Annotated in this window: 20 protein-coding genes and 1 pseudogene; 12 read left to right on the top strand and 9 right to left on the bottom strand. The window is 61.0% G+C overall.

Annotation, left to right across the window (positions count from 1 at the left end; genetic code table 11):
• Window positions 1-6 precede the first annotated feature (6 nt).
• From pdxH to dinG, 5 genes are all read right to left on the bottom strand, one after another.
• Window positions 7-654 (bottom strand): pyridoxamine 5'-phosphate oxidase, encoded by a 648-nt coding sequence (gene pdxH, locus ACF8R4_RS04955; protein ID WP_016713790.1) that lies wholly within the window; start codon window positions 652-654, stop codon window positions 7-9.
• Between the two features lie 18 nt (window positions 655-672).
• Window positions 673-1,653, bottom strand: coding sequence for an OmpA family protein (locus tag ACF8R4_RS04960; RefSeq protein ID WP_164524183.1), 981 nt, complete (start codon window positions 1,651-1,653; stop codon window positions 673-675).
• A 99-nt stretch (window positions 1,654-1,752) separates the two neighbouring features.
• Window positions 1,753-2,898, bottom strand: coding sequence for a serine hydrolase domain-containing protein (locus tag ACF8R4_RS04965; protein WP_060497849.1), 1,146 nt, complete (start codon window positions 2,896-2,898; stop codon window positions 1,753-1,755).
• Window positions 2,899-3,007: 109 nt separating this feature from the next.
• Window positions 3,008-5,242: a beta-galactosidase gene (locus ACF8R4_RS04970; RefSeq protein ID WP_392491805.1), complete on the bottom strand. Its 2,235-nt coding sequence runs from the start codon at window positions 5,240-5,242 to the stop codon at window positions 3,008-3,010.
• Window positions 5,243-5,321: 79 nt separating this feature from the next.
• The gene (dinG, locus tag ACF8R4_RS04975; protein WP_019096578.1) at window positions 5,322-7,466 is read right to left on the bottom strand and encodes an ATP-dependent DNA helicase DinG; all 2,145 of its coding nucleotides are present in this window, start codon (window positions 7,464-7,466) and stop codon (window positions 5,322-5,324) included.
• A gap of 98 nt (window positions 7,467-7,564) precedes the next feature.
• On the opposite strand from dinG, the gene ACF8R4_RS04980 reads away from it, so the two are divergent.
• Window positions 7,565-8,029 carry a CopD family protein gene (locus tag ACF8R4_RS04980; RefSeq protein WP_156867748.1) on the top strand — a complete coding sequence of 155 codons (465 nt, stop codon included), beginning with the start codon at window positions 7,565-7,567 and terminating at the stop codon, window positions 8,027-8,029.
• Between the two features lie 308 nt (window positions 8,030-8,337).
• Here ACF8R4_RS04980 and ACF8R4_RS04985 read toward each other — a convergent pair whose 3' ends face one another.
• The 4 genes and pseudogenes from ACF8R4_RS04985 to ACF8R4_RS05000 form a co-directional block, all read right to left on the bottom strand.
• A complete protein-coding gene (locus tag ACF8R4_RS04985; protein WP_060497852.1) occupies window positions 8,338-9,096 on the bottom strand; it encodes a hypothetical protein in 759 nt (252 codons plus the stop codon).
• On the bottom strand, window positions 9,089-9,364 hold the full coding sequence (locus ACF8R4_RS04990) for a DUF1145 domain-containing protein (RefSeq protein ID WP_060497853.1): 276 nt from the start codon (window positions 9,362-9,364) through the stop codon (window positions 9,089-9,091). Before ACF8R4_RS04990 ends, ACF8R4_RS04985 begins: the two co-directional genes overlap by 8 nt.
• 98 nt (window positions 9,365-9,462) lie before the next feature.
• Window positions 9,463-10,182, bottom strand: a pseudogene (locus tag ACF8R4_RS04995) (OmpA family protein).
• 89 nt (window positions 10,183-10,271) lie between these two features.
• Window positions 10,272-10,964 (bottom strand): OmpA family protein, encoded by a 693-nt coding sequence (locus tag ACF8R4_RS05000; RefSeq protein WP_016713781.1) that lies wholly within the window; start codon window positions 10,962-10,964, stop codon window positions 10,272-10,274.
• A 159-nt stretch (window positions 10,965-11,123) separates the two neighbouring features.
• Here ACF8R4_RS05000 and ACF8R4_RS05005 point away from each other — a divergent pair, with 159 nt between their 5' ends.
• From ACF8R4_RS05005 to ACF8R4_RS05055, 11 genes are all read left to right on the top strand, one after another.
• A complete protein-coding gene (locus ACF8R4_RS05005; RefSeq protein ID WP_156867750.1) occupies window positions 11,124-11,618 on the top strand; it encodes a DUF6231 family protein in 495 nt (164 codons plus the stop codon).
• 227 nt (window positions 11,619-11,845) lie between these two features.
• Window positions 11,846-13,120, top strand: a complete 1,275-nt coding sequence (locus tag ACF8R4_RS05010) for a site-specific integrase (RefSeq protein WP_041478051.1) — start codon at window positions 11,846-11,848, stop codon at window positions 13,118-13,120.
• 49 nt (window positions 13,121-13,169) lie between these two features.
• Window positions 13,170-13,574 (top strand): hypothetical protein, encoded by a 405-nt coding sequence (locus tag ACF8R4_RS05015; protein ID WP_041478052.1) that lies wholly within the window; start codon window positions 13,170-13,172, stop codon window positions 13,572-13,574.
• Between the two features lie 101 nt (window positions 13,575-13,675).
• Complete coding sequence (locus ACF8R4_RS05020; protein ID WP_041478053.1) at window positions 13,676-14,302, top strand: hypothetical protein; 627 nt, start codon at window positions 13,676-13,678, stop codon at window positions 14,300-14,302.
• Between the two features lie 141 nt (window positions 14,303-14,443).
• The gene (locus tag ACF8R4_RS05025; RefSeq protein ID WP_041478054.1) at window positions 14,444-14,767 is read left to right on the top strand and encodes a hypothetical protein; all 324 of its coding nucleotides are present in this window, start codon (window positions 14,444-14,446) and stop codon (window positions 14,765-14,767) included.
• A 283-nt stretch (window positions 14,768-15,050) separates the two neighbouring features.
• Window positions 15,051-15,449: a hypothetical protein gene (locus ACF8R4_RS05030; RefSeq protein ID WP_095009693.1), complete on the top strand. Its 399-nt coding sequence runs from the start codon at window positions 15,051-15,053 to the stop codon at window positions 15,447-15,449.
• 53 nt (window positions 15,450-15,502) lie between these two features.
• Window positions 15,503-16,513: a hypothetical protein gene (locus ACF8R4_RS05035; RefSeq protein ID WP_095009694.1), complete on the top strand. Its 1,011-nt coding sequence runs from the start codon at window positions 15,503-15,505 to the stop codon at window positions 16,511-16,513.
• Between the two features lie 304 nt (window positions 16,514-16,817).
• The gene (locus ACF8R4_RS05040) at window positions 16,818-17,282 is read left to right on the top strand and encodes a Rha family transcriptional regulator (RefSeq protein WP_016488749.1); all 465 of its coding nucleotides are present in this window, start codon (window positions 16,818-16,820) and stop codon (window positions 17,280-17,282) included.
• Window positions 17,283-17,955: 673 nt separating this feature from the next.
• Window positions 17,956-18,432, top strand: coding sequence for a YchJ family protein (locus tag ACF8R4_RS05045; protein WP_060497856.1), 477 nt, complete (start codon window positions 17,956-17,958; stop codon window positions 18,430-18,432).
• A 2-nt stretch (window positions 18,433-18,434) separates the two neighbouring features.
• Entirely contained in the window at window positions 18,435-18,911 is a 477-nt protein-coding gene (locus ACF8R4_RS05050) for an LEA type 2 family protein (RefSeq protein ID WP_060497857.1), read from the top strand.
• Window positions 18,912-18,918: 7 nt separating this feature from the next.
• Window positions 18,919-19,116, top strand: coding sequence for an SEC-C metal-binding domain-containing protein (locus tag ACF8R4_RS05055; RefSeq protein ID WP_009684590.1), 198 nt, complete (start codon window positions 18,919-18,921; stop codon window positions 19,114-19,116).
• Window positions 19,117-19,124 lie beyond the last annotated feature (8 nt).

A 19,124-nucleotide genomic window follows, 5' to 3' on the forward strand; every position in this document is an offset into this window, starting at 1 on the left:
ACGTTTTCAGGGTGCCAGACGCTCGCGCTGCCATTGCCCATCGACCAGCCGATAGTTCAGCCGGTCATGCAGGCGGCTCGCCCGGCCCTGCCAGAACTCGATGCGCTCAGGCAGCAAACGGTACCCCCCCCAATGCTCAGGGCAATGTGGCTGGGTGTCCGAGAAGCGCGCCTCAGTTGCCTTGACCAGCCCCTCCAGTTCTTCACGCCCGGCAATCACCCGGCTCTGCGGCGAAGCCCAGGCCCCCAGGCGGCTGCCCAGCGGGCGCACCTGGTAGTAGTCGTCCGACTCCTTGGCCGTGACCTTTTCCACCCGCCCCTCAATGCGCACCTGGCGCTCCAGCGCCGGCCAGAAGAAGGTCATGGCTGCAAAGGGGTTGGCTTGCAGCTGCTGGCCCTTGGCGCTGTCGTAGTTGGTGAAGAAGGTAAAGCCACGCGTGTCGAGCCCCTTCAGCAGCAGCACACGGCAATGCGGGCGGCCTTCGCCGTCGACAGTGGCCAGGGTCATGGCGTTGGCTTCCACCGGTACCTGCTCGGTTTTCACCGCATCGGCAAACCACTGGTGAAACAGGGCGAACGGCTCCCCCGGAGCCTGGGCTTCGGCCAGGCCATCACGGGTATAGTCGCGGCGCATATCGGCCAGGGATTGGGTCATTGCTGCGTTCCTTGACGATCAGTTGGTCTTCGCAGGGCTGTTGGCAGCTACTTTCTTGTCAGTGGTAGCTTTCTTGGCGGCTGGCTTGGCCGGCGCGGCTTTTTTCTTAGCGGTGGTCTTGGCTGGAGCCTTGGCCTTGGCTGCTGTTTTTTTCGCCACTGGCTTCTTCGCGGCTGGCTTGCTGTCGGCGGCCTTGGCAGCCGGTGCCTTGGCATCCTGAACCGCAACCATCGAAGCCGGCGCAGGTGCCGGGCCGGCCTGCTGATATTTGGCCAGCAGTGCGACCATGGTGTTCTGCGGGGTCAGCAACATCTCAACGCGGCGGTTCAGGGAACGGCCTTCGGCGCTGTCGTTGGCGGCACGTGGCATCACCGAGCCCATGCCCTTGAGGGTCAGGCGGTCACGCTGCAGGCCGCTGAGGCGGAAAATGGCCGATACCGACGCGGCGCGCTCCAAGCTGAGCTTCTGGTTGGCAGCTGCAACACCGCTGCTGTCGGCGTGGCCGAGCACCAGCACGGCAGTTTTCGGGTCACCCTCGACGGCCTTGGCCACTCGGGTGATCGGGCCGAGTGTCATGGGCAGCAGCATGTTCGGGCGGTCAGGGTTGTACGAGCTGTCTACCGGCAGAGTTACCGCCAACACATTGTCGCGACGCTCCAGCTCCAGCTTGCTGTCCTTGATGGCTTCGCGCAGCTTGGGCTCGTACTCGTCCAGCCAGGCCTGAGTGGCCTTCTGGTCGATCTTCGGCACCACAGGCCCTTTGGCTTGCTTGTCATCACCACCGAACGGCCACCACCAGCGGCTGGCGCTTTCAGACTTGGCATCGGCTTTGGCCACGTTCTCAGTGACGGCTGCCTTCACTTCCTGCTCGGAGACCTTGTCCGAACCGAAAGGCCACCAGCTGGAGCCACCTGCCTTGGAGCCTTCCGGGGAGTGGCTGGCACAGCCGGTAACGGCGGTCAAGCACAGGGCGAGTGCTAAGGTTTTATGTGAAGACATCAGCGATACACCATGAAATTAAAAGAAATTTTGCCCAAACACAAAGGGCGTTGGCATTGAGGATAGTCAAAGGGCTGGGGCAATACCCGCATTACCCGATCAAAGGCAACTGGCAAGGACACGCACCAGCTTCTGGGCTCGTGGGTCCATCAGCACATAAGGGCCGAGGGTATTGACCACGAAGCCGAACGCCACATCGTGCTCCGGGTCGGCAAAACCGACCGAGCCACCGGCACCGGGGTGGCCAAAGGCACGTGCGCCGAGGCCGAAGGTGGCATTGGCCACATCGGGCTGGTCGAGCATACAGCCGAGGCCGAAACGGGTCTGGGTGAGCAAGGTACGGTCCTGGCCCAGGCTGTGTTCACGGGTCAGTTCATCGAGCAGTTCGGACTCGAGCAGGCTGCCGTCCAGCAGCCCGGCATAGAAACCCGCCAGGCTGCGTGCATTGCCATGGCCATTGGCCGCCGGCTGCTGCATGCGCCGCCATTCCGGCTTGTTGGTGCTGGTCAGGATGGCTGGCGGGTTGGTGAAGGCGCGGGTCGACAACGCCTCGGGCTCACGCATGGTCACCTGCAACAGGCGCTGCGCGGCGGCATCCCCGGGGTTGCCCTTGCCACGGGCGATATGCGCCACGCGGTGGAACGCTTCATCTGCCAGGCCAACATGGAAGTCCAGCCCAAGCGGGCGGGCGGTGCGGGCCACGATCGAGTCGCCAGGACCACGGCCATCGGCACGACGGATCAGTTCGCCGATCAGCCAGCCGTAGGTGATGGCGGCATAGCCGTGTTCCGTACCTGGAGCCCACCAAGGTGTCTCGGCGGCCAGGGCATCCACCATGGTCTGCCAGTCATACAGGGCTTCGGCTGGCAGCAGTTCACGGATGGCAGGCAGGCCGGCACGGTGGCTAAGCAGTTGGCGCAGGGTGATCGACTGTTTACCCGCTTGGGCAAACTCGGGCCAGTAGTTGGCCACTGGCGCATCGAGGGCCAACTTGCCCTCGCCCACCAGTTGCAGGGCAGTGACGGCGGTGAAGGTCTTGGTACAGGAAAACAGGTTGGCGATGGTGTCGCTGTGCCAAGCCTGTTGCCCGTCCTTGTCGGCGCTGCCGGCCCATAGGTCGATGACGGTTTCGCCACCCACCTGGATGCACAGCGCGGCGCCACGCTCCTGGGGATCATCGAACAGCGCGGCAAAGGCTTCGCGCACGGCTTCGAACTTCAGCTCATAGTGACCCTGGATCTGCACCCGCTGTACCCCGTACGACCATGTTCAAAAAAGGTGTGCATTGTTTCAGTAGTTGGGTGTTTTGCAAACTGGCTTGGGCCAAATGGTCGCGACGAACGGTAACCTGCACTCAAGGCGCCGGCTTTTCCAGCTGGGTACGCAGTTGGCTCACGGCCTGCAGGTTGCTCTTGCGCACAGCGTCGACAAACCCTGGGTAGGGCATATCCGTAATCGCGACCAATCCCAGGTGCCCATTCTCGCCGTCGAGCAGGCGGCCGCTAGCTGGCTGATCGAGGTACTGGAACCAGTGGGCACCCACGATCATCGGCTGCGCCAGGGCCGCCTTGAGGAAGTTGCCATAGGCCGGGCCACGGTCCTCTTCCCGCGCCACCTCCAGCGGCCCTGGCCAGAACGGCCCGCGATCGCGCGAACCGAACTGGAACTCGGACACCAGCACCGGCTTGTCGAGCTCGGCCAGGCGGGCGAAGTCGTAGCCGTCCTGCGGCTTGAGGGTATAGAAGTTGAAGCTGAGCACATCGCAGAATTCGGCACAGGCCTTGACCGCCTCCGGCGTGCTGACCGCATAGCGGCCACCCAGCAGCAGGTGATTGGGGGCATGCCATTTCAACGAGTCGGCAATGGTCTTGAAGTAAGTCTCGGCAAACACCTGCTGGAAGTGCTGGTAGTCGCGCTCGATTTCCGGGTGTTGCGGGTTGGGTAGCGGTGCCTCGAAGCCCGGGTCTTCCATCAGCTCCCAGGCGGTCAGTTCGATGCCCCAGGCCTTGGACAGCCCCTCCTGGTTACGGTACTTGTCGCGCAACTGCTTGAGGAAGGCGCGTTTGGCTGGTACGTCGGTGGTCAGGCGCAAGGTGCCATAGGCCAGGCCATAGCGGGCTTTGGGGTCGTTACCGGGGGCAGCCCACGCCAACTCGTTGTCGGCAAAGTAGCCGATCAGCCAAGGGTCGTCGCGGTGATCGCGGGCGGCAATGGCCACGGCGCGCTCTGTAGCCATGGCAAAACGTGGGTCGAACGGGTCGGGCATACTGCCCCACCAGTCCATGCCGGTGCTGATGCTGGCGTAGTCTCCCACGATCGACAGCGGCAAGGTGTAGGGCATCCGCTTGGCCTGGCCCAGGGCAGGCTCGCTCCAGTTGCCGATCGTGTTGAACCCCCAGGCCTGCAATCGGTCGAGCGCATGCGCCTGCCAGCGGGCAGCATCCAGTACCAGCGGCGGGCAGTTGGCTGGCTGCCCTTCCAGGGCCGGTGGGCAGGGTTTACCGTAGGTACGCTGCAGGTTGGCAGCATAGAAGTCGAACCAGCGCCCTTGCTTGAAATTGCGCCCTTGCGACGAGGCATTGCCATCGTCGTTGTTGCCTTCGCCATAGAATGCCGCCAATGCCTCGCCCTCACCCGGCAATGCCTTGAACATGCCTTCACGGCCGGCGACGTAAGTACGCCCGCCGTCTGCAGCTATCGCATTTACCCCCAGGGAGTAGAACGGGTGCCCCTCGGGCGTTACCAGGTACCAGCGGCCATCACGCTTTTCGGTACGGAAAAACCCTTTGGCCTCGAACGCCGGCCCGGCAACAAGCCCGCCGTAGCTGTCCAGTTGCTGCTTGTCACGCTCAGCCAGCCAGCCCTTGAGCTGTTGCTGCTCGCGCTTATCGGCCGCCTTGAGTTGATCGTCATTGGCGACCTTCTCTGGCCAGCTGGCGCGGGTGGACTGGCCGTAGGCATCGATCAACTCGTGGTAAGCCGCCTGGTAGGCCTGGTCGTCATCCTGGATGCCCACCCGTTCGATCAGCAGGTTCTGCGCCACCTTGGGGTTGGGGATGCTCAGGCTGACCGAGGTCACCTGCTTGAGGTCAACCGCGCCAGCGCTGCTGGTCAGTAGCAGGCGCTGGCCGCCATGGTTCCAGGGCATGGGAGGGCCGGCGCGCATGCCCTGGCTCAACGGCGAGCTGGCCGTCAGTGGCACCATCACCGTTTGCGCAGGGCCGGCCGGCAGGTCGATGCGGCTGGTCAAGGTGCGGCCATCGCTGCCTTGCACCGTAACATCAACAGTCAGTGCCCAGTCCATGGCACTTTGCAGGCGCAAGGTGAGGAACTGCCCGGCCGACCAGTCCCACACCCCGCCTTGCGGGCTAAGGCGCAAGGTCGGTCGCGGGGCCGGGTTGAACACCACACGGCGCAGCACCTCGCCCTCGGCCGTTTGCTCCGCGTTGTACTGCGGCATGCCTGCATCTTCGGTCGCCACGTTGACCACCGAGGCCGGGCGCACGAAGCTGAACAGCGTCTGTTGCCCGGCCAGCAAGGGCGAGCTGAACAACAGGGCGAAAACGGCGGGCAGGGTACGGCGGACCATAAGGCTGGGGCTCTCCTTCAGGGCCGTCATGGCCCAAGACTGAGTAATGGACAACGCGCCGGAGCAAGTGCTCCGGCGGTCAGGAAATCTCCCGCCGGAACGGCGGCAGCGCATTGAGAATAGCCTTGCCGTAGCGCTGGGTGACCAGGCGCCGGTCGAGCAAGGTGATGACGCCGCGATCCTGCTCGGTACGCAGCAGGCGGCCGCAGGCCTGGATCAACTTCAACGAGGCGTCGGGCACGGCAATTTCCATGAACGGGTTACCACCACGAGCCTCGATCCACTCCGACAAAGCGGCTTCCACCGGATCGTCGGGCACGGAGAAAGGTATTTTGGCGATGACCACATGCTCGCAGTACGCACCTGGCAGGTCGACACCTTCGGCAAAGCTGGCCAGGCCGAACAACACGCTGTGCTGGCCATCATCGACCCGCGCCTTGTGCTTGTTCAGGGTTTCCTGCTTGGAGAGGTTGCCCTGGATCAGCACCAGCTTGCGCCAATCACGATCCAGGCCGTCGAACACATCCTGCATTTGCTTGCGTGACGAGAACAGCACCAGCGCGCCACGGGCATCCTCGACGATGTTTGGCAGTTCACGGATGATCGCCGCCGTATGCGCCGCCGCATCGCGGGGGTCGGCCTGCAGGTCGGGAACCCGCAGCAGGCCGGCATCACCATGCACGAACGGGCTGGGCACCACGCAGGTGACGGCATCGCGCGGCAACCCCGAGCGCATGCGGAAACGATCGAACTTGCCCAGCGCGGTCAACGTCGCCGACGTGACCAGTGCACCGTGAGCAACACTCCACAGGCTACGGCGGAGCATTTCGGCGGCGAGGATGGGGCTGGCGTTAACTTCGATGTCGAACAGTGCGCCACTCTCGGCCAGCGTCAGCCAGCGAGCCATGGGCGGGCTGTCTTCCGGGTCCTCGGCGGTAAAGGCCGTCCACAGTTCCCAGTTGCCTTGGGCACGGGTGACCAGGCTGCCAAACAGCGGATACCACTCTTCGGCCTGATGGCTGGCGATGCCGATATTGACCTCGCCGTCCATGCCCTCCTTGAGCAGGTCGGCCAGGCGGGTGAACAGGTCGTTGAGACGGGCAAAGCCCTTTTTCAGTTCGATGCCCACTTCGCGGATCTGCTCTGGCACCACACCGCCCTCGAAGCGGTAACGCGGGCGTTCGCGGCCTTCGGTATCCTCGCTGGGGCGGAAGTCTGCCACCTGCTCGCACAGGGTGAACATGAACTGCTGTTGGGTGCGCACTTCCCGCGCCAGCTCCGGCACCTGCTCGATGTACTTGCCAAGGTCACCGGGCAGCGGGTGCTGAGCCAACAGTTTGGTCAGGTTCTTGGCGGTCTGTTCCAGCCAGTCGGCGGTGGAGCGCAGGCGCGAATAATGGGCGAAATGACCGATGGCCTTGTCTGGCAGGTGATGGCCTTCGTCGAAGACGTACAGGGTATCGCGCGGGTCGGGCAACACCGCGCCACCGCCCAGGGCCAGGTCGGCCAGCACCATGTCGTGGTTGGTGACGATCACATCGACCTTGCCCATGCCTTCGCGGGCCTTGTAGAACACGCACTGCTGGAAGTTCGGGCAGTGGCGGCCTGTGCACTGGCTGTGGTCGGTGGTCAGCCGTGCCCAGTCCTGGTCTTCCAGGGCCTCGGGCCAGCTGTCACGGTCACCGTCCCAGCGGTTGCCAGCGAGCTTCTCGATCATGCTGTTGAACAGCTTCTGGCTGCGCTCGTCGACTTCGATGCGGAAGCCTTCTTCCTCGAACAGCTGGGCGGTGGCCGACTGGGCATGGCCTTCCTGCAGCAGGATGTCGAGCTTGGACAGGCACAGGTAGCGGCCACGGCCTTTGGCCAGGGCGAAGCTGAAGTTGAGCCCGCTGTTGCGCATCAGGTCGGGCAGATCCTTGAAAACGATCTGCTCCTGCAGGGCCACGGTCGCGGTGGCGATCACCAGGCGCTTGCCGGCGGCCTTGGCGGCCGGGATGGCTGCCAGGCTGTAGGCCACGGTCTTGCCGGTACCGGTGCCCGCCTCGACTGCCACCACGGCAGGCTCGCCGGCACGGCGGCCTTCATCGTCGCAGGCGATGTCGCCAAGCACCTTGGCCACTTCGGCGATCATCAGGCGCTGGCCATAGCGCGGCTTGAGGCTCTTGGCTTCGAGAAAACGCGAATAGGCGCCCTGGATGGTGGCTTTGAGTTCGTTGCTGATCATGGTCTGCAGGCGCCCGAAGGGCTGGATATATTTTCAGTGTTTCACACGGGGCGGCTATCATACCCCGCTATTGCCCATTATGCCGCATGGAGATCCGGATGCTTGCCTTTGCCTTGCCCTACACACTGCATGTTCTGGCTGCCCTGGTATGGGTCGGCGGCATGTTCTTCGCCTGGCTAGTGCTGCGCCCGGCAACGGTTGCAGCCCTTGAAGGGCCTGCGCGCCTGCGCCTGTGGGTGGAAGTTTTCCGACGCTTCTTCGGCTGGGTCTGGCTGGCCGTGGCGATCTTGGCGATAAGTGGTATCGGCATGTTGCACATGCGCTTCAGCGGCTTGGAGACTGCGCCCAAGTACGTGCAGGTGATGATCGGCGGTGGGATCGCCATGTTTGCCTTGTTCATGCGTATTCAGGCGTTGCTGTTGCCCGAGCTGAAGACGGCGGTGCAAGCCGAGGACTGGCCGACGGGTGCGGCAGTACTCGGGCGGATTCGGCGGATCGTGGGGATCAATCTGCTGCTGGGGCTGGCTGTGGTTGCAGTGGCCAGTTCGCGCCTGATGATCTGACAGCTGATTTGTGCGGTGGGGCATAGATCGAGCGCCGCCCGCGCGGCGCATCGCGAGCTGCGCTCGCTCCTACGTTTGTTTCGGGCCAATTAATCCTGCGCGATTTACACGCGGACGCCTTGGTGCCTGGCTCGATAGTGCGCCGTACAGACCAGGCGGTCGCGCGCCCCTGCCACAGGCGTAAGTGGCCTGAAACAAACGTAGGAGCGAGCACAGCTCGCGATGCGCCGCGCGGGCGGCGCTCGATCGCATAGGCGCTGCAAACGCCCCGGCGAGCACTTCGCGGCCGAGAGGCATCTCAAAAAGGTTCACAAGCGCTGCAGGATCAACTCACCCGCGGCCCCCGCCAACCCTGGCTGGCCCGGCTGCCCCGGCCGGCCATTGGCCCCGGCGTCGGTGCTGTACACAAGGCAACCTTTACTCGCTCCGCCTTTACCCGCCTTGCCTGCCGCCCCGGCCTTGCCCGGTGCGCCGCCATCCAGGCGCACCACAATGTGCTCCTGCGGGAACCCTTGCGGCAGGCTCAGACGAATGCGCCCACCCGGGGCACCATCGTGCCCGTTGCCGCCATTATCGCCATTGGCACCGCGACTGGCCTGGCCCCATGTGCAACCACCTGCCTGGCCATTGGCACCATCAAGCCCCACGTACCCCGGCGCACCGGCGCCGCCACGGGCATCGATCGCCACCCGCTCGGCATCCAGCTCAGCCAGTTTCAGGTCCAGACTGCGGCCCGAGCGGGCTGGCCGCTGGTAGCTACCGGCGGCCCCTGGAGCACTGAACTCACTGCCTTCGCCCAACCTGGCGCTGCGCGCCTCGATCAGCAACGGGCTATCGGAAGGTGCAATGGCGATACGCGCATCACGCCCCAGTTCCAGCTGATCGACCTTCAATTGCGCAAGCGAGGCAGGCAGCAGCAGGGTTGCCGAATCAGCGACACGCAAGTGCGTGAAGTGCACGCTGGCCGATTTGTCGGGCAGGCGCAGCATGGAATTGGCGGCGACTTCCAGGCTTTCTGCCTGAGCCAGGGGAGTGGCCAACATGGCCAGCAACATCAGATTACGCATTTCGAGGCGCCTCCTGCGCACGGGGAATGGACATGACATGGAAGATACCCGTCAACAGGATCTGCAATCGGTCGAACCAGCGGTGGCTGCGCCCACGCAGGCTGCCATTGAAGAACAGTACTTCGAGCAGGTGCAGGCCGAGCAGGAAGATACCAGCGGCATTGATCAGCAGATTGAAGGGCAAAGGTTGTGGCAACAGCTGATTGAACAACACCACACCCCAGAAAGCGACCGTCAGGACCTTGCCCAGGCCCAGGATGAACTTCATACCCCGCCCCTATCAATTGTTGTTATGTCGAGACGGCCCGATCGAGCGGGCCGTGCGCCCCACATTAACTGCAATGCCAAGGCAGGCGCCAGCACCGCTCAGTTGAGGTGCAGCTCCACCCGTCGGTTGCGCGCGCGGCCTTCCTCGGTTTCGTTGTCGGTGACCGGCTCGCTTTCCCCACGCCCCTGGCTGGTGACCTTGCCGGGCTCCAGGCCCTGGCTGATAAGGTACTCAGCAACACTGCTGGCACGGCGCTCGGAAAGCGCCTGATTGTAGGTGTCGGAGCCCACGCTGTCGGTGTGCCCGATCACCGCGACCTTGGCTACCGTCGGTGAGTTGAGCTTCGCCACCAGGCCTTGCAGCCGTTGCTGGGCCGCCGGGGTCAGGTCGGCGGAATCGAAGGCGAACATCACCGCGCCGTTGTCATCCAGGATGATGACTTCAGGTGCCGGTTCGGGTGCGGTAGCAGGGGGGGCTGCCGGATACACCTTCAACGGGCAACCCATGTGGTCGACCGCCGTGTTGGCTGGGGTGTCGGGGCAACGATCGCGGCGGTCGAAAACACCATCGCCATCTTCGTCACCGTCCTGGGCATAGCAGATCAGCCCCCCGGTAATGGCGCCCAGGGCGCCGCCACCTGCGGCTCAGGCAGAACTTTCGATAGCGCCCAGGCCGCCACCGACCAGGCCGCCCAACAGGCTGCAGATGGGCCAGGTCCTTTGGTTGAGGGGCGCGCTGCCATCGCTATGGGTAGCGCAGCCCGCGAGCAGGCTGGCAGCCACCAACAGCGGCAATGCCGCCTTCGACGTCACACTCATGCTGAATGCTCCTGTGTCATTGGCCACAAACGGCTGACCGGCATCAACACGCGCCCGTGCCACCGCTCAAGGCACGGGCGCATGCCGTGTTACCGCTGGATCTTGATCTCGGTACGACGGTTCATGGCACGCCCTTCGGCCGTGGCATTGTCAGCCACCGGTTGGGTTTCACCGGCACCGACCACCGAAACGAAGCTGCTGCGCGGTACGCCGCTCTCGACCAGGTAATCGGTCACCGAGTGGGCACGACGTTCGGACAGTTTCTGGTTGTAGCTGTCGGAACCGACGCTGTCGGTGTGGCCGCTGACACTCAGGCGGGCGGATGGCGCTTCCTGTTTGAGGCGCGTGGCAATGGTGTTGAGGCGCTCTTTGTCGCGGGCGGTCAGCTTCGCAGAGTCGAATTCGAAGTGCACATCGCGGATGACGATGACCTCTTCTTTCTGCACCACCACTTCCTCGACCACGGCTGCCGGCTCAGGCGGGCACCCGTTGGCATCGACCTGCACCCCACGCGGGGTGCCAGGGCACTTGTCACGGCTGTCCGGCACGCCGTCGCCATCCTCGTCGCCATCTCCATGGGCCCAGCAGTAACCCGCCGCCAGGCCACCGCCCAGCAACGCGCCCCAGCCAGCCCAGCTGGAACTTTCAATAGCGCCCAAGGCGGCGCCGCCTACACCCCCGACGGCGGCACATTTCGGCCAGTCGGTTTTTTGCAAACCTGCACAACCAGTCAACACACTGGTGAGCAGTACCAGGGGTATCGCTGTGCGTACTATGCTCATTTCATTGCTTCTCCTAGGGGGAATCGGCATAAGGCCGATCTCTGGGAGTAAAGACCGCGCATTCCAACCCTGCCAGCAATAAGCCACGTCGCGGTCACATGCCTCTTTGCCCGCAGGCTGCGGCCCGCTAGTCTTGGACGACTTGAACGAGGATTGGCAATGACCGAAGGTTTCTCCCAACGTACGCCGCAGCAGGCTTTGGCAGCCCTGCTGGAGCGCTTCACCCCGCAACGCCTGCTGCTGGTGGGCACACGCTTCCCAGCGCTCGACGCCTTCGCCGCGGCACACCCGCAGGTGAGCATCGCCACGGCGGCCCCTGGCCCGCTTCCGGCCGAGCTTGCGGCCCAGCGTTTTGACTTGGCGGTGCTGGTGGACTGCCTGGAGCACCTGCCCAAACGCACGGGCCTGGAACTGCTCGGCGGCATCCGCAACCTCAATGCCAGCCGGGTTGCCGTGCTGGCCGACCTGGCCGCCTGCGGCTGGCAAGACACCGACTTTTTCGCCCTGGCCCTGTCGGCCAGCGAGAAATTCTGCCGTGACCAACAGGTATTGAGCCTGTTCACCTATGATCTACATGACTACAAGCAGGTCCCGGACTGGCTCAACGCCAGGTTCTGGGCCAACCCGGAAATGTTCGGGAAGTACTGGTGGTAAACCCATGAATATCAAGGGCTTACCTCACCATGACCACCAGCATTGCTATGCCCGAGCAGGGCCAAGTGTCACCAGCCTGTCACCAGCCTTGTCACCAAAGACCAGATCAGCACCTATCTGTCTGGCATTACAGGCGCTCAGGGATCTACTACCTGAGGGTCCGTCCACGGGGCTGTTCCGCCCGTAGTCTCACCATCTCTCTCAGATCTACCGATAGGCCGACCGCTATGCAGTTCTCCAAGGACATCCTCAAGACACTGGCTGTCTTCCACCTCGACCGCCCTGAGGCTTCGTGGGAGGACCTCAAGGAACGTCTCAAGGAGATCGCTGAGGACGCGCTACAGGGCCATAGCGAGGACTCACGGGGCCTCTACATGGAAATCTATGACCAGATGAGCAACCACCTCGCAGAGGCAGCCTCAACCGGTCGGTTCAATGCGAGTCAACAACGAGCCATAGGCACCGGTCAACGTATGCTCAGGGCTGCTCAAGACCGCCTTGATGGTCGCCCGCAGGACCTCACGGAGATCATTGGGGAGCTATCTTGTGGCACGTCTGTAGCCCCTTCTGTGTCCCTATCTGTATTACCGTCTGGCGAGCCGACAACCTTTGAGACCCTCTCAGGGCTCTATCTGGCTGAGCGCAAAGGCAACGTCACCGCCACCACTCACAAATCAGTTACGTCAGCTTGCCGAACCCTCAGCGGGCTCCTTGGAGACTTGAACCTCAAGACCCACACTCGGGCCGATATGGTGGCGCTCAAGGAGAAAATCATTGATGGTCGCAAACCTCTGACATCTAACAAGCTACTAACTCAGCTATCAACGGTGATGAGCTGGGCGGTAAATAACGGTTTCCTTGAGCGCTCCTTTGATAAGGGCTTGAAGATTGAGCGAGGCGCTGAGAGCACTCGCAAGCCCCTGACTCAGGATCAGGTGATCACAATCATGGATCACGCGAATGGTCTGGCTATTGACGACTGGAAGCGCTGGGCGTTGTCCCTTGGGGTTCTTACAGGTGCCCGTATTGGCGAGATCTACCAGTTGAACAAAGAGGACATCAAGCAGGTGGACGGAATCACCGTTATCGACATCAACAAAGATGAGAACGGTGGCAAGACCCTGAAGAATAGCTTCTCTGTGAGACAAGTCCCTCTGGTTGATGGGGCCTATGGGTTCTCCCTTCAGACCTTCCTTGAGTGGGTCAATGCCAACGAAGGCCGTCTGTTCAAGGCAAAGGAACATTATTTCAACAAGCCGCTCAATGAGGCTCTAAGGGAACCTCTGGGGCTGGCCTCTGGGGGCGACCAATCGTTTCACTCCCTGAGACACTCGTTGTCGGGTCTTCTGAAGGCCGCTGCGACCCCTGAGGTAATCGCGCAGGGCATCACTGGACACAGTGCAGGGAACATCACATATGACCTGTATGCGGGGTCTCAGAGGCTTCCTGTGGGGACACTCCATGAGGCGCTCGTTAAGGCGTTTAGTGGCTGGATAATATGAACAAAATGATCGGTATCACCACATCCACAAACTCTGTAAGGGATTAGAAATGGGGCAAGTCACGGAGCTACACAAGGCATATCTCGATGCGTCATCCAAATCGGACCATTTCTTATTGGGTGCAATAGCAGCAGCATGCGCGTATCTCGCGCAAAGCAACCCATATGGAAAGATCGGTCTCAATCCAGAAACCCTTTTCCTAATCGACCTTATCGTGCTTGGCTTGGCTGCGTTTTTCGCTCATAAGCGCATTGAAAATACGATCCAAGTCCTGAAATTCAATACCACGTTTCTACAAGGACGTAATGATGGTGATCCAGTCTCCTACCTCGGAGGCAAGCAGCTTGCGGAAAAGTATGCGAACCGTACTGTGTCTAATTACACGTTCAGGAATCTATTCATGGCCTTAGGGTTCATCCTTTATGTTGTGGCGAAGGTCTGGCGAGCCTATTGAGGCAACCTGAAGGCTGCTATAAAGCGCTGTGTTTGCTGGTCATTGGATCGGTGTCGTTAAAACCCCTCACTGTTGCGACCAACAACATGAGGACCGATCCAATGACCCTACTTACCCAACCGGGACCGCTGCACCGCCACGTCGATCACGAGACGGGCCACATCCTTCATATCGACCCAATCACTGGCGAGGCCGTTACTCGCAAAGAGATGGTCCGACTCAAAAATCCTGAAGCGCAGTATCAAGCATGGGCAGCCGAACGCCGAGCCGATGAGTCCCTCTCTAAGGACCACCAAACGGCAGCCGAAAAGGCAGCCCGAGCCAAGCCCAGCGATCCCCCTATCGAAGCCCCCAAGCGAGGCCGTGGGCGTCCCAAGACCAGCTATGTGAATCCGGTCGCTGCCTACATGCACCTCCTTGCGATTCCCGATCCTCTGCCATGGATAGACGACATCGTTACTGGGTCGATCATCACCAGTGCCGGAGTCACCAACGGGAAGATAAACGTCAAGGCCCGAGCGGTCATCGGTGCGCTGTTCCTTTCGGAGATCACAGCGGAAGCCTGTAAGACCAGTGAGATCAGCTTGAGGACCGCCCAGCGCATTGCCAAGGCTGCCCGACATGCTGCCCATGGGATCGCTTTGTATGTGGATAGACATCCTGGGATCAAGGCAGAGATTGGTGCTGAGATTGGCTTGGAGGCCCTATTCCGGGCTTCTTCGACTTAACGCCGGATAATATAAAGATAAATCTTAACGACCCTTTCAGCTTATCGACACCTGATCGACCAGCCTCAGAGTGAGAGGGGTAGTGATAATAATCACCCCTCCCTTTCATCCATCTCATAGACATCATTAAGGAGAACCTACATGACCTGCTATCAAGCCACCGATACGCTCACTGAAGACGACCTGATTGCCCTGTCTCGTGTCTTCCCCACGCCTTCACGTCCCCAGTTGGTCATCGTTAAGAACCTGCTCAATGATCGACACGCCACCTACAGAACCTATGAGAATGGAATGGTCTGCTTTGACGTTGACGCTTTGATCAAAGAGGTGTCCTTTCGAGGCTCCCCAAGGACGGCCTCAAGGGTCTCCGAACTGGTCTCGCTTGGGGTCAGCCTTCAAGCTCTCGCCAAGACGCCTTTGAGCATCCCAATGGCCGGAAAAGAACCAATTTCGATCAGGCTTTAGCTCCATCGTCAAGGTGACGTTAAAACCCCTCACTATTGGGACCACACCGAATCACCTGCAAAAGATTCCCTCCCAGCTACAAACGACCGTCGCCACGGTTGTCCTTAAAGATGCCCTCTCAGGCTTGCCATGTCCTGTGATCCAGCATCACCAATACCCAAACCCCAGAACCTTTTGATCGACCTTGGAAGATGCCCATGAGGCTCCCTCCTTGGCCGTCTGGTCGTGCGCGTCTATGGCGCCAAGGTCGAATCAAAGGGTCGCCTATAGGAGATCCAAACCCATGAACATCACCATCACCAAAGTCCTGAAGAACGAAGTAACTGTGTCGGGCCAGACCCTCAGCCGTGAGTACGTCGAGAACGTAATGCTGCCCTTGCTGATGGCCCAATGTGGCCGGAACAACGGCGCTAAGTTCGGAGTGGTCAAGGCTTTCGACGAAGCCGGTCTGTCCCTCAAGGCCATCCAAGAGGACGCTCTGACCTACTTCGAGACCAAGCGCCAAGAGGTCGAGCGTAAGGCCCGTGAGCAACGTGAGGCCAATGAGCGCGCCGAGCGCTTCCGTGAGCCTACCCCTCGTGAACTTGCCCAAGCGAAAGCCGACAAGGAAGCCCGAGCGGCTGCCATTAAGGAGCACGGTATGCGAGTACGCGCTGCCTCTCGTGGCAATTCTGGCTGGTAATCACGCACCGTCAATCCCTACTTCATTCAATCCAATTCAGGAGACCATTACCCATGAAACCGAATCAGTACACTAAGCCTACCGACTACACCACATCCATCTTCAACACTACTCCGGGCCACGAGGCTGGGTCCATCCGCTTCAACACTGGCGATATTCGCAGTGAGACCGAAGCGGCCACCGATCCGTCTGTCTACGTGGCTGCCCTCGTGGAGGCCGCTGAGGACTATTTGAACGGCGATGAGTGGCGAGAGGCTGCCATGGAGGCAACCCCTTGTGAGTTCCGCCCGGCTGGCTCTGAGGCCACTGGTCAACAGATCATCACCATGGCAGACCGTACCGTTAAGTTCGACCCTCGCAAGAACTGGGACAACCAGAAGATCAGCAAAGGCGAAGTCCTGGCCGGGTCTGTGATCTTCACTGAGGCGACCGATACCGCTCTGGTCATTAGCCACCGTGCCACCATCCTTGATCACAACATTCAAGCAGGCTGGACAGTAGGATCTTTGGCTCAGACCGCTGACAAGATGCTTGAGGACATCCAATTGAGCGCTGCGGGTAAGATCGCCGGAATCCTCTCGACTGCTCCGAGCACTGAGCCGGTCTCTGAGGCCAAGCCAACTGGCAAGCCCATGGAGATCGCTGAGGATCTTATCGACATCTTGACGGCTCACATTAACCAGACCGTAGGTCACGAGCTTTCCGACTTCGTGGTCCTGCTGCCTGTGAGCCTCGTGGGAGTGCTCAACCGTGCTGCTCAACGGGCTGGCGTGGGTGACATTGAGGACCTCATTGGGACCTCTGTGCAGCCTTACAGCGGGACTGACTACGGTATCTTCCTGCTGCCCAAACACTTCACCTCGCTGAGCTACCGCGAAGGCCGTGATGGCAACGTGTGGAAGATCGAAGCGACCCGTAACGCTGGCCGTCAGGCATGGGACCTTGAGATCATGACCGTGGTGGACATCGTGGCTAACGGCAAGGTCAAGGTGAAGCTGACCGCCGATGGTCTCCAGACCGAGATGGTGGCGTTCCCGATGATCACCAACATCAAGCTGACCTAAGGAGGACTCCTCAGATCTGAGGGCACCTCTGTGAGCCCCGTAAGGCCGATCCAAGAGGGACCGGCAGGGGCACTATCAGACGATGTGCAGATTTGCATATCGCTCCACCTTCCCGAAATTTCGTGAAGCTTCTCCTTAAAGAGGACGCCCCAAATCTGGGGAGACCTATTCGCCCGTCGCTGGGCATCACCCAATCCAGTCTTTCTGATAGTGCCTTTCATGCCACGCCGGGTCCCTTTGTCGGGGTCTGGATGCTCGGCTGTGGGTGCGACCTGAAGGGCACTACCAAAAGGAAATCGACACTATGAACATGATCAACAGCACCGCAACCATCTTCGAGAAAATCTCCAAGACTGGAGCGGTCTCCCCAACGACCCTCAACGGCTTACCCGGTATGTCGTCCTTGGAGATCGCGGAGATCACCGGGAAGAACCACAAGCACGTCCTTCGGGACATCCGAAAGATGCTCAACGAGATCGGCCCAGATTTGGACCAATGTCAGTATGTCGAGACCAAGGCACCAGATGGCTATGGTCGTTTCCAGCCGCTGACCATCCTCGACAAGGAGCTGACCTTTACGCTGCTCTCCCGGTATTCCTTCAAGCTGTCCAATATGATCGTCAAGCGCTGGCTTGAACTGGAAGGCTCAGGCTTTGAACGTGTGTCGGTACAGGCCGCTGTGGTCCACCTGATCGAGCGTGAGAAGGACAACTATCGAATCGCAATGAGGGACATCAGGACCGCTGCAAGGCGTCTCAAGGCCCGCTGAGGCCGTTGATTGATACTTCCTCAAACGAAGCGTGACGGGCTATGCTCAATAGCTAAGTTGCCCACAAAAAGGTCCCGCGATGAGTGTCACACTGTGCTACACCTACAAGGGCAAACGGGTAGTCACTAAGGTGCCTGTCGAGTCTCTGACACCACATGCGGCGCTATGCTATGCCTTGCTTCAATCAGGCGCCTCTGACGACCAATCCCAAGGGAGCTGGCCGCATTCATATGAGCGCCTCCTTGAGGTAGCCCTGCAACACGAACTCACAGACGTTCGCTTTCACAAGTCACTCTAATCCCTCAAGGAGAACCCCATGGACCACCTACAGGCCCTCTACTGGGTCTGTCTGGCCGTGCAACTGGGGTTCTGGTTGTGGTCGCATAGACCACCCTAAGGCCCTTTGAGAATCTGACAGAAAAATCTGAAAGGTCACCATTACAAGACTTCCCGCGCTGGCTCCCCCGTAGGCCCTCGCATGGGTGCCGGTGGGCGCGTTAAGGACCCCGGTTAATTCACCCTTGCGGTCTTGCTGTCTGTCACCAACACTGTCACCAGCTTTGTCACCAAACTCCTTGAGGTCCTCTATGAAGCCCGCTACGCTTGGCCTGCCGCCATACCCCACTCAGTTCTGGGCCAACCCTGAAAACTTCGGCAAGTACTGGTGGTGATGATGAGTGTCTCGGTCTGCCCTTGTGGCAGTGGCAACCTGCTTGATGCCTGCTGTGGGCATTACCATGCCGGCACCCCGGCACCCGATGCCCAGGCGCTGATGCGCTCACGCTACAGTGCCTACGTGCTGGGCCTGGTCGACTACCTGGTGGCCACCACTTTGCCCGCGCAACAAGCCGACCTGGACCGTGCCGCCATGGCCGCCTGGAGCGCCCAGAGCACCTGGCTGGGCCTGGAGGTAGAAAGCGCTGAAGTACTCGGCGGCCAACCGGAACACGGCTTTGTCACCTTCACCGCACGCTGGCACGACCAGGAGGGCGACCACCAGCAGCGTGAACGCTCGGCGTTCGTCCAGCATGCCGGGCGCTGGTACTTCATCGACCCTACGGTCGGGTTGAAGGCCGGGCGCAACGACCCCTGCCCCTGCGCCAGCGGGCAGAAGTTCAAGAAATGCTGCGCCAGTTACGTCGGGAGCTGAACATGAACGCCCGCGCCCGTCTGCTGCTGCTCGGTACACTGATGGCATGGCTGGCGGGCTGCAGCAGTTGGGGCGGTGAAGACTGGCGCGAACCCGAGGTGCGCCTGGTCGAAGTCGAAACGGTCAAGGCCAGGTTGCTGGAACAGGAGTTCGTGCTGCACCTGCAAGTCGACAACCCCAATGACAGCCGTCTGTTCATCCGCAACCTGTCGTATGCCGTGCGCCTGAACGACTTGCTGCTGGTGCAGGATGAAACCAGCGTATGGCGCAGCGTGGGCGGGCATGCCCAGCGTACCTTCAAGATCACCGCGCGTACCAACCTATGGCAGCACCTCAAGCCGCTGGCCAAGCTGCTCAGAAGCAAGCAACCGCTGCACTACACCCTGCAGGGCGAACTAGCGACCGGGCTGCTTATCCAGCGGGACCTGCACTTATCGCGCAGTGGTGAGATAATCCCCGGCGATAACATCCCGGAGTAACCCTGCAATGTCCCAGCAACCCCACGTTCATGGCCCTGACTGCAACCACGACCATGATCACCACCATGACCATGGCCATGTTCACGGCCCGCACTGCAACCACGGCCACCAGGAGCCGGTACGTAACGCCCTGAAGGACGTTGGCCGTAACGACCCGTGCCCATGCGGTAGCGAGAAGAAGTTCAAGAAGTGCCACGGCGCCTGATCTGACGT

It is taken from the genome of Pseudomonas sp. FYR_2 (assembly GCF_043106425.1).
Classification (GTDB): domain Bacteria; phylum Pseudomonadota; class Gammaproteobacteria; order Pseudomonadales; family Pseudomonadaceae; genus Aquipseudomonas; species Aquipseudomonas monteilii.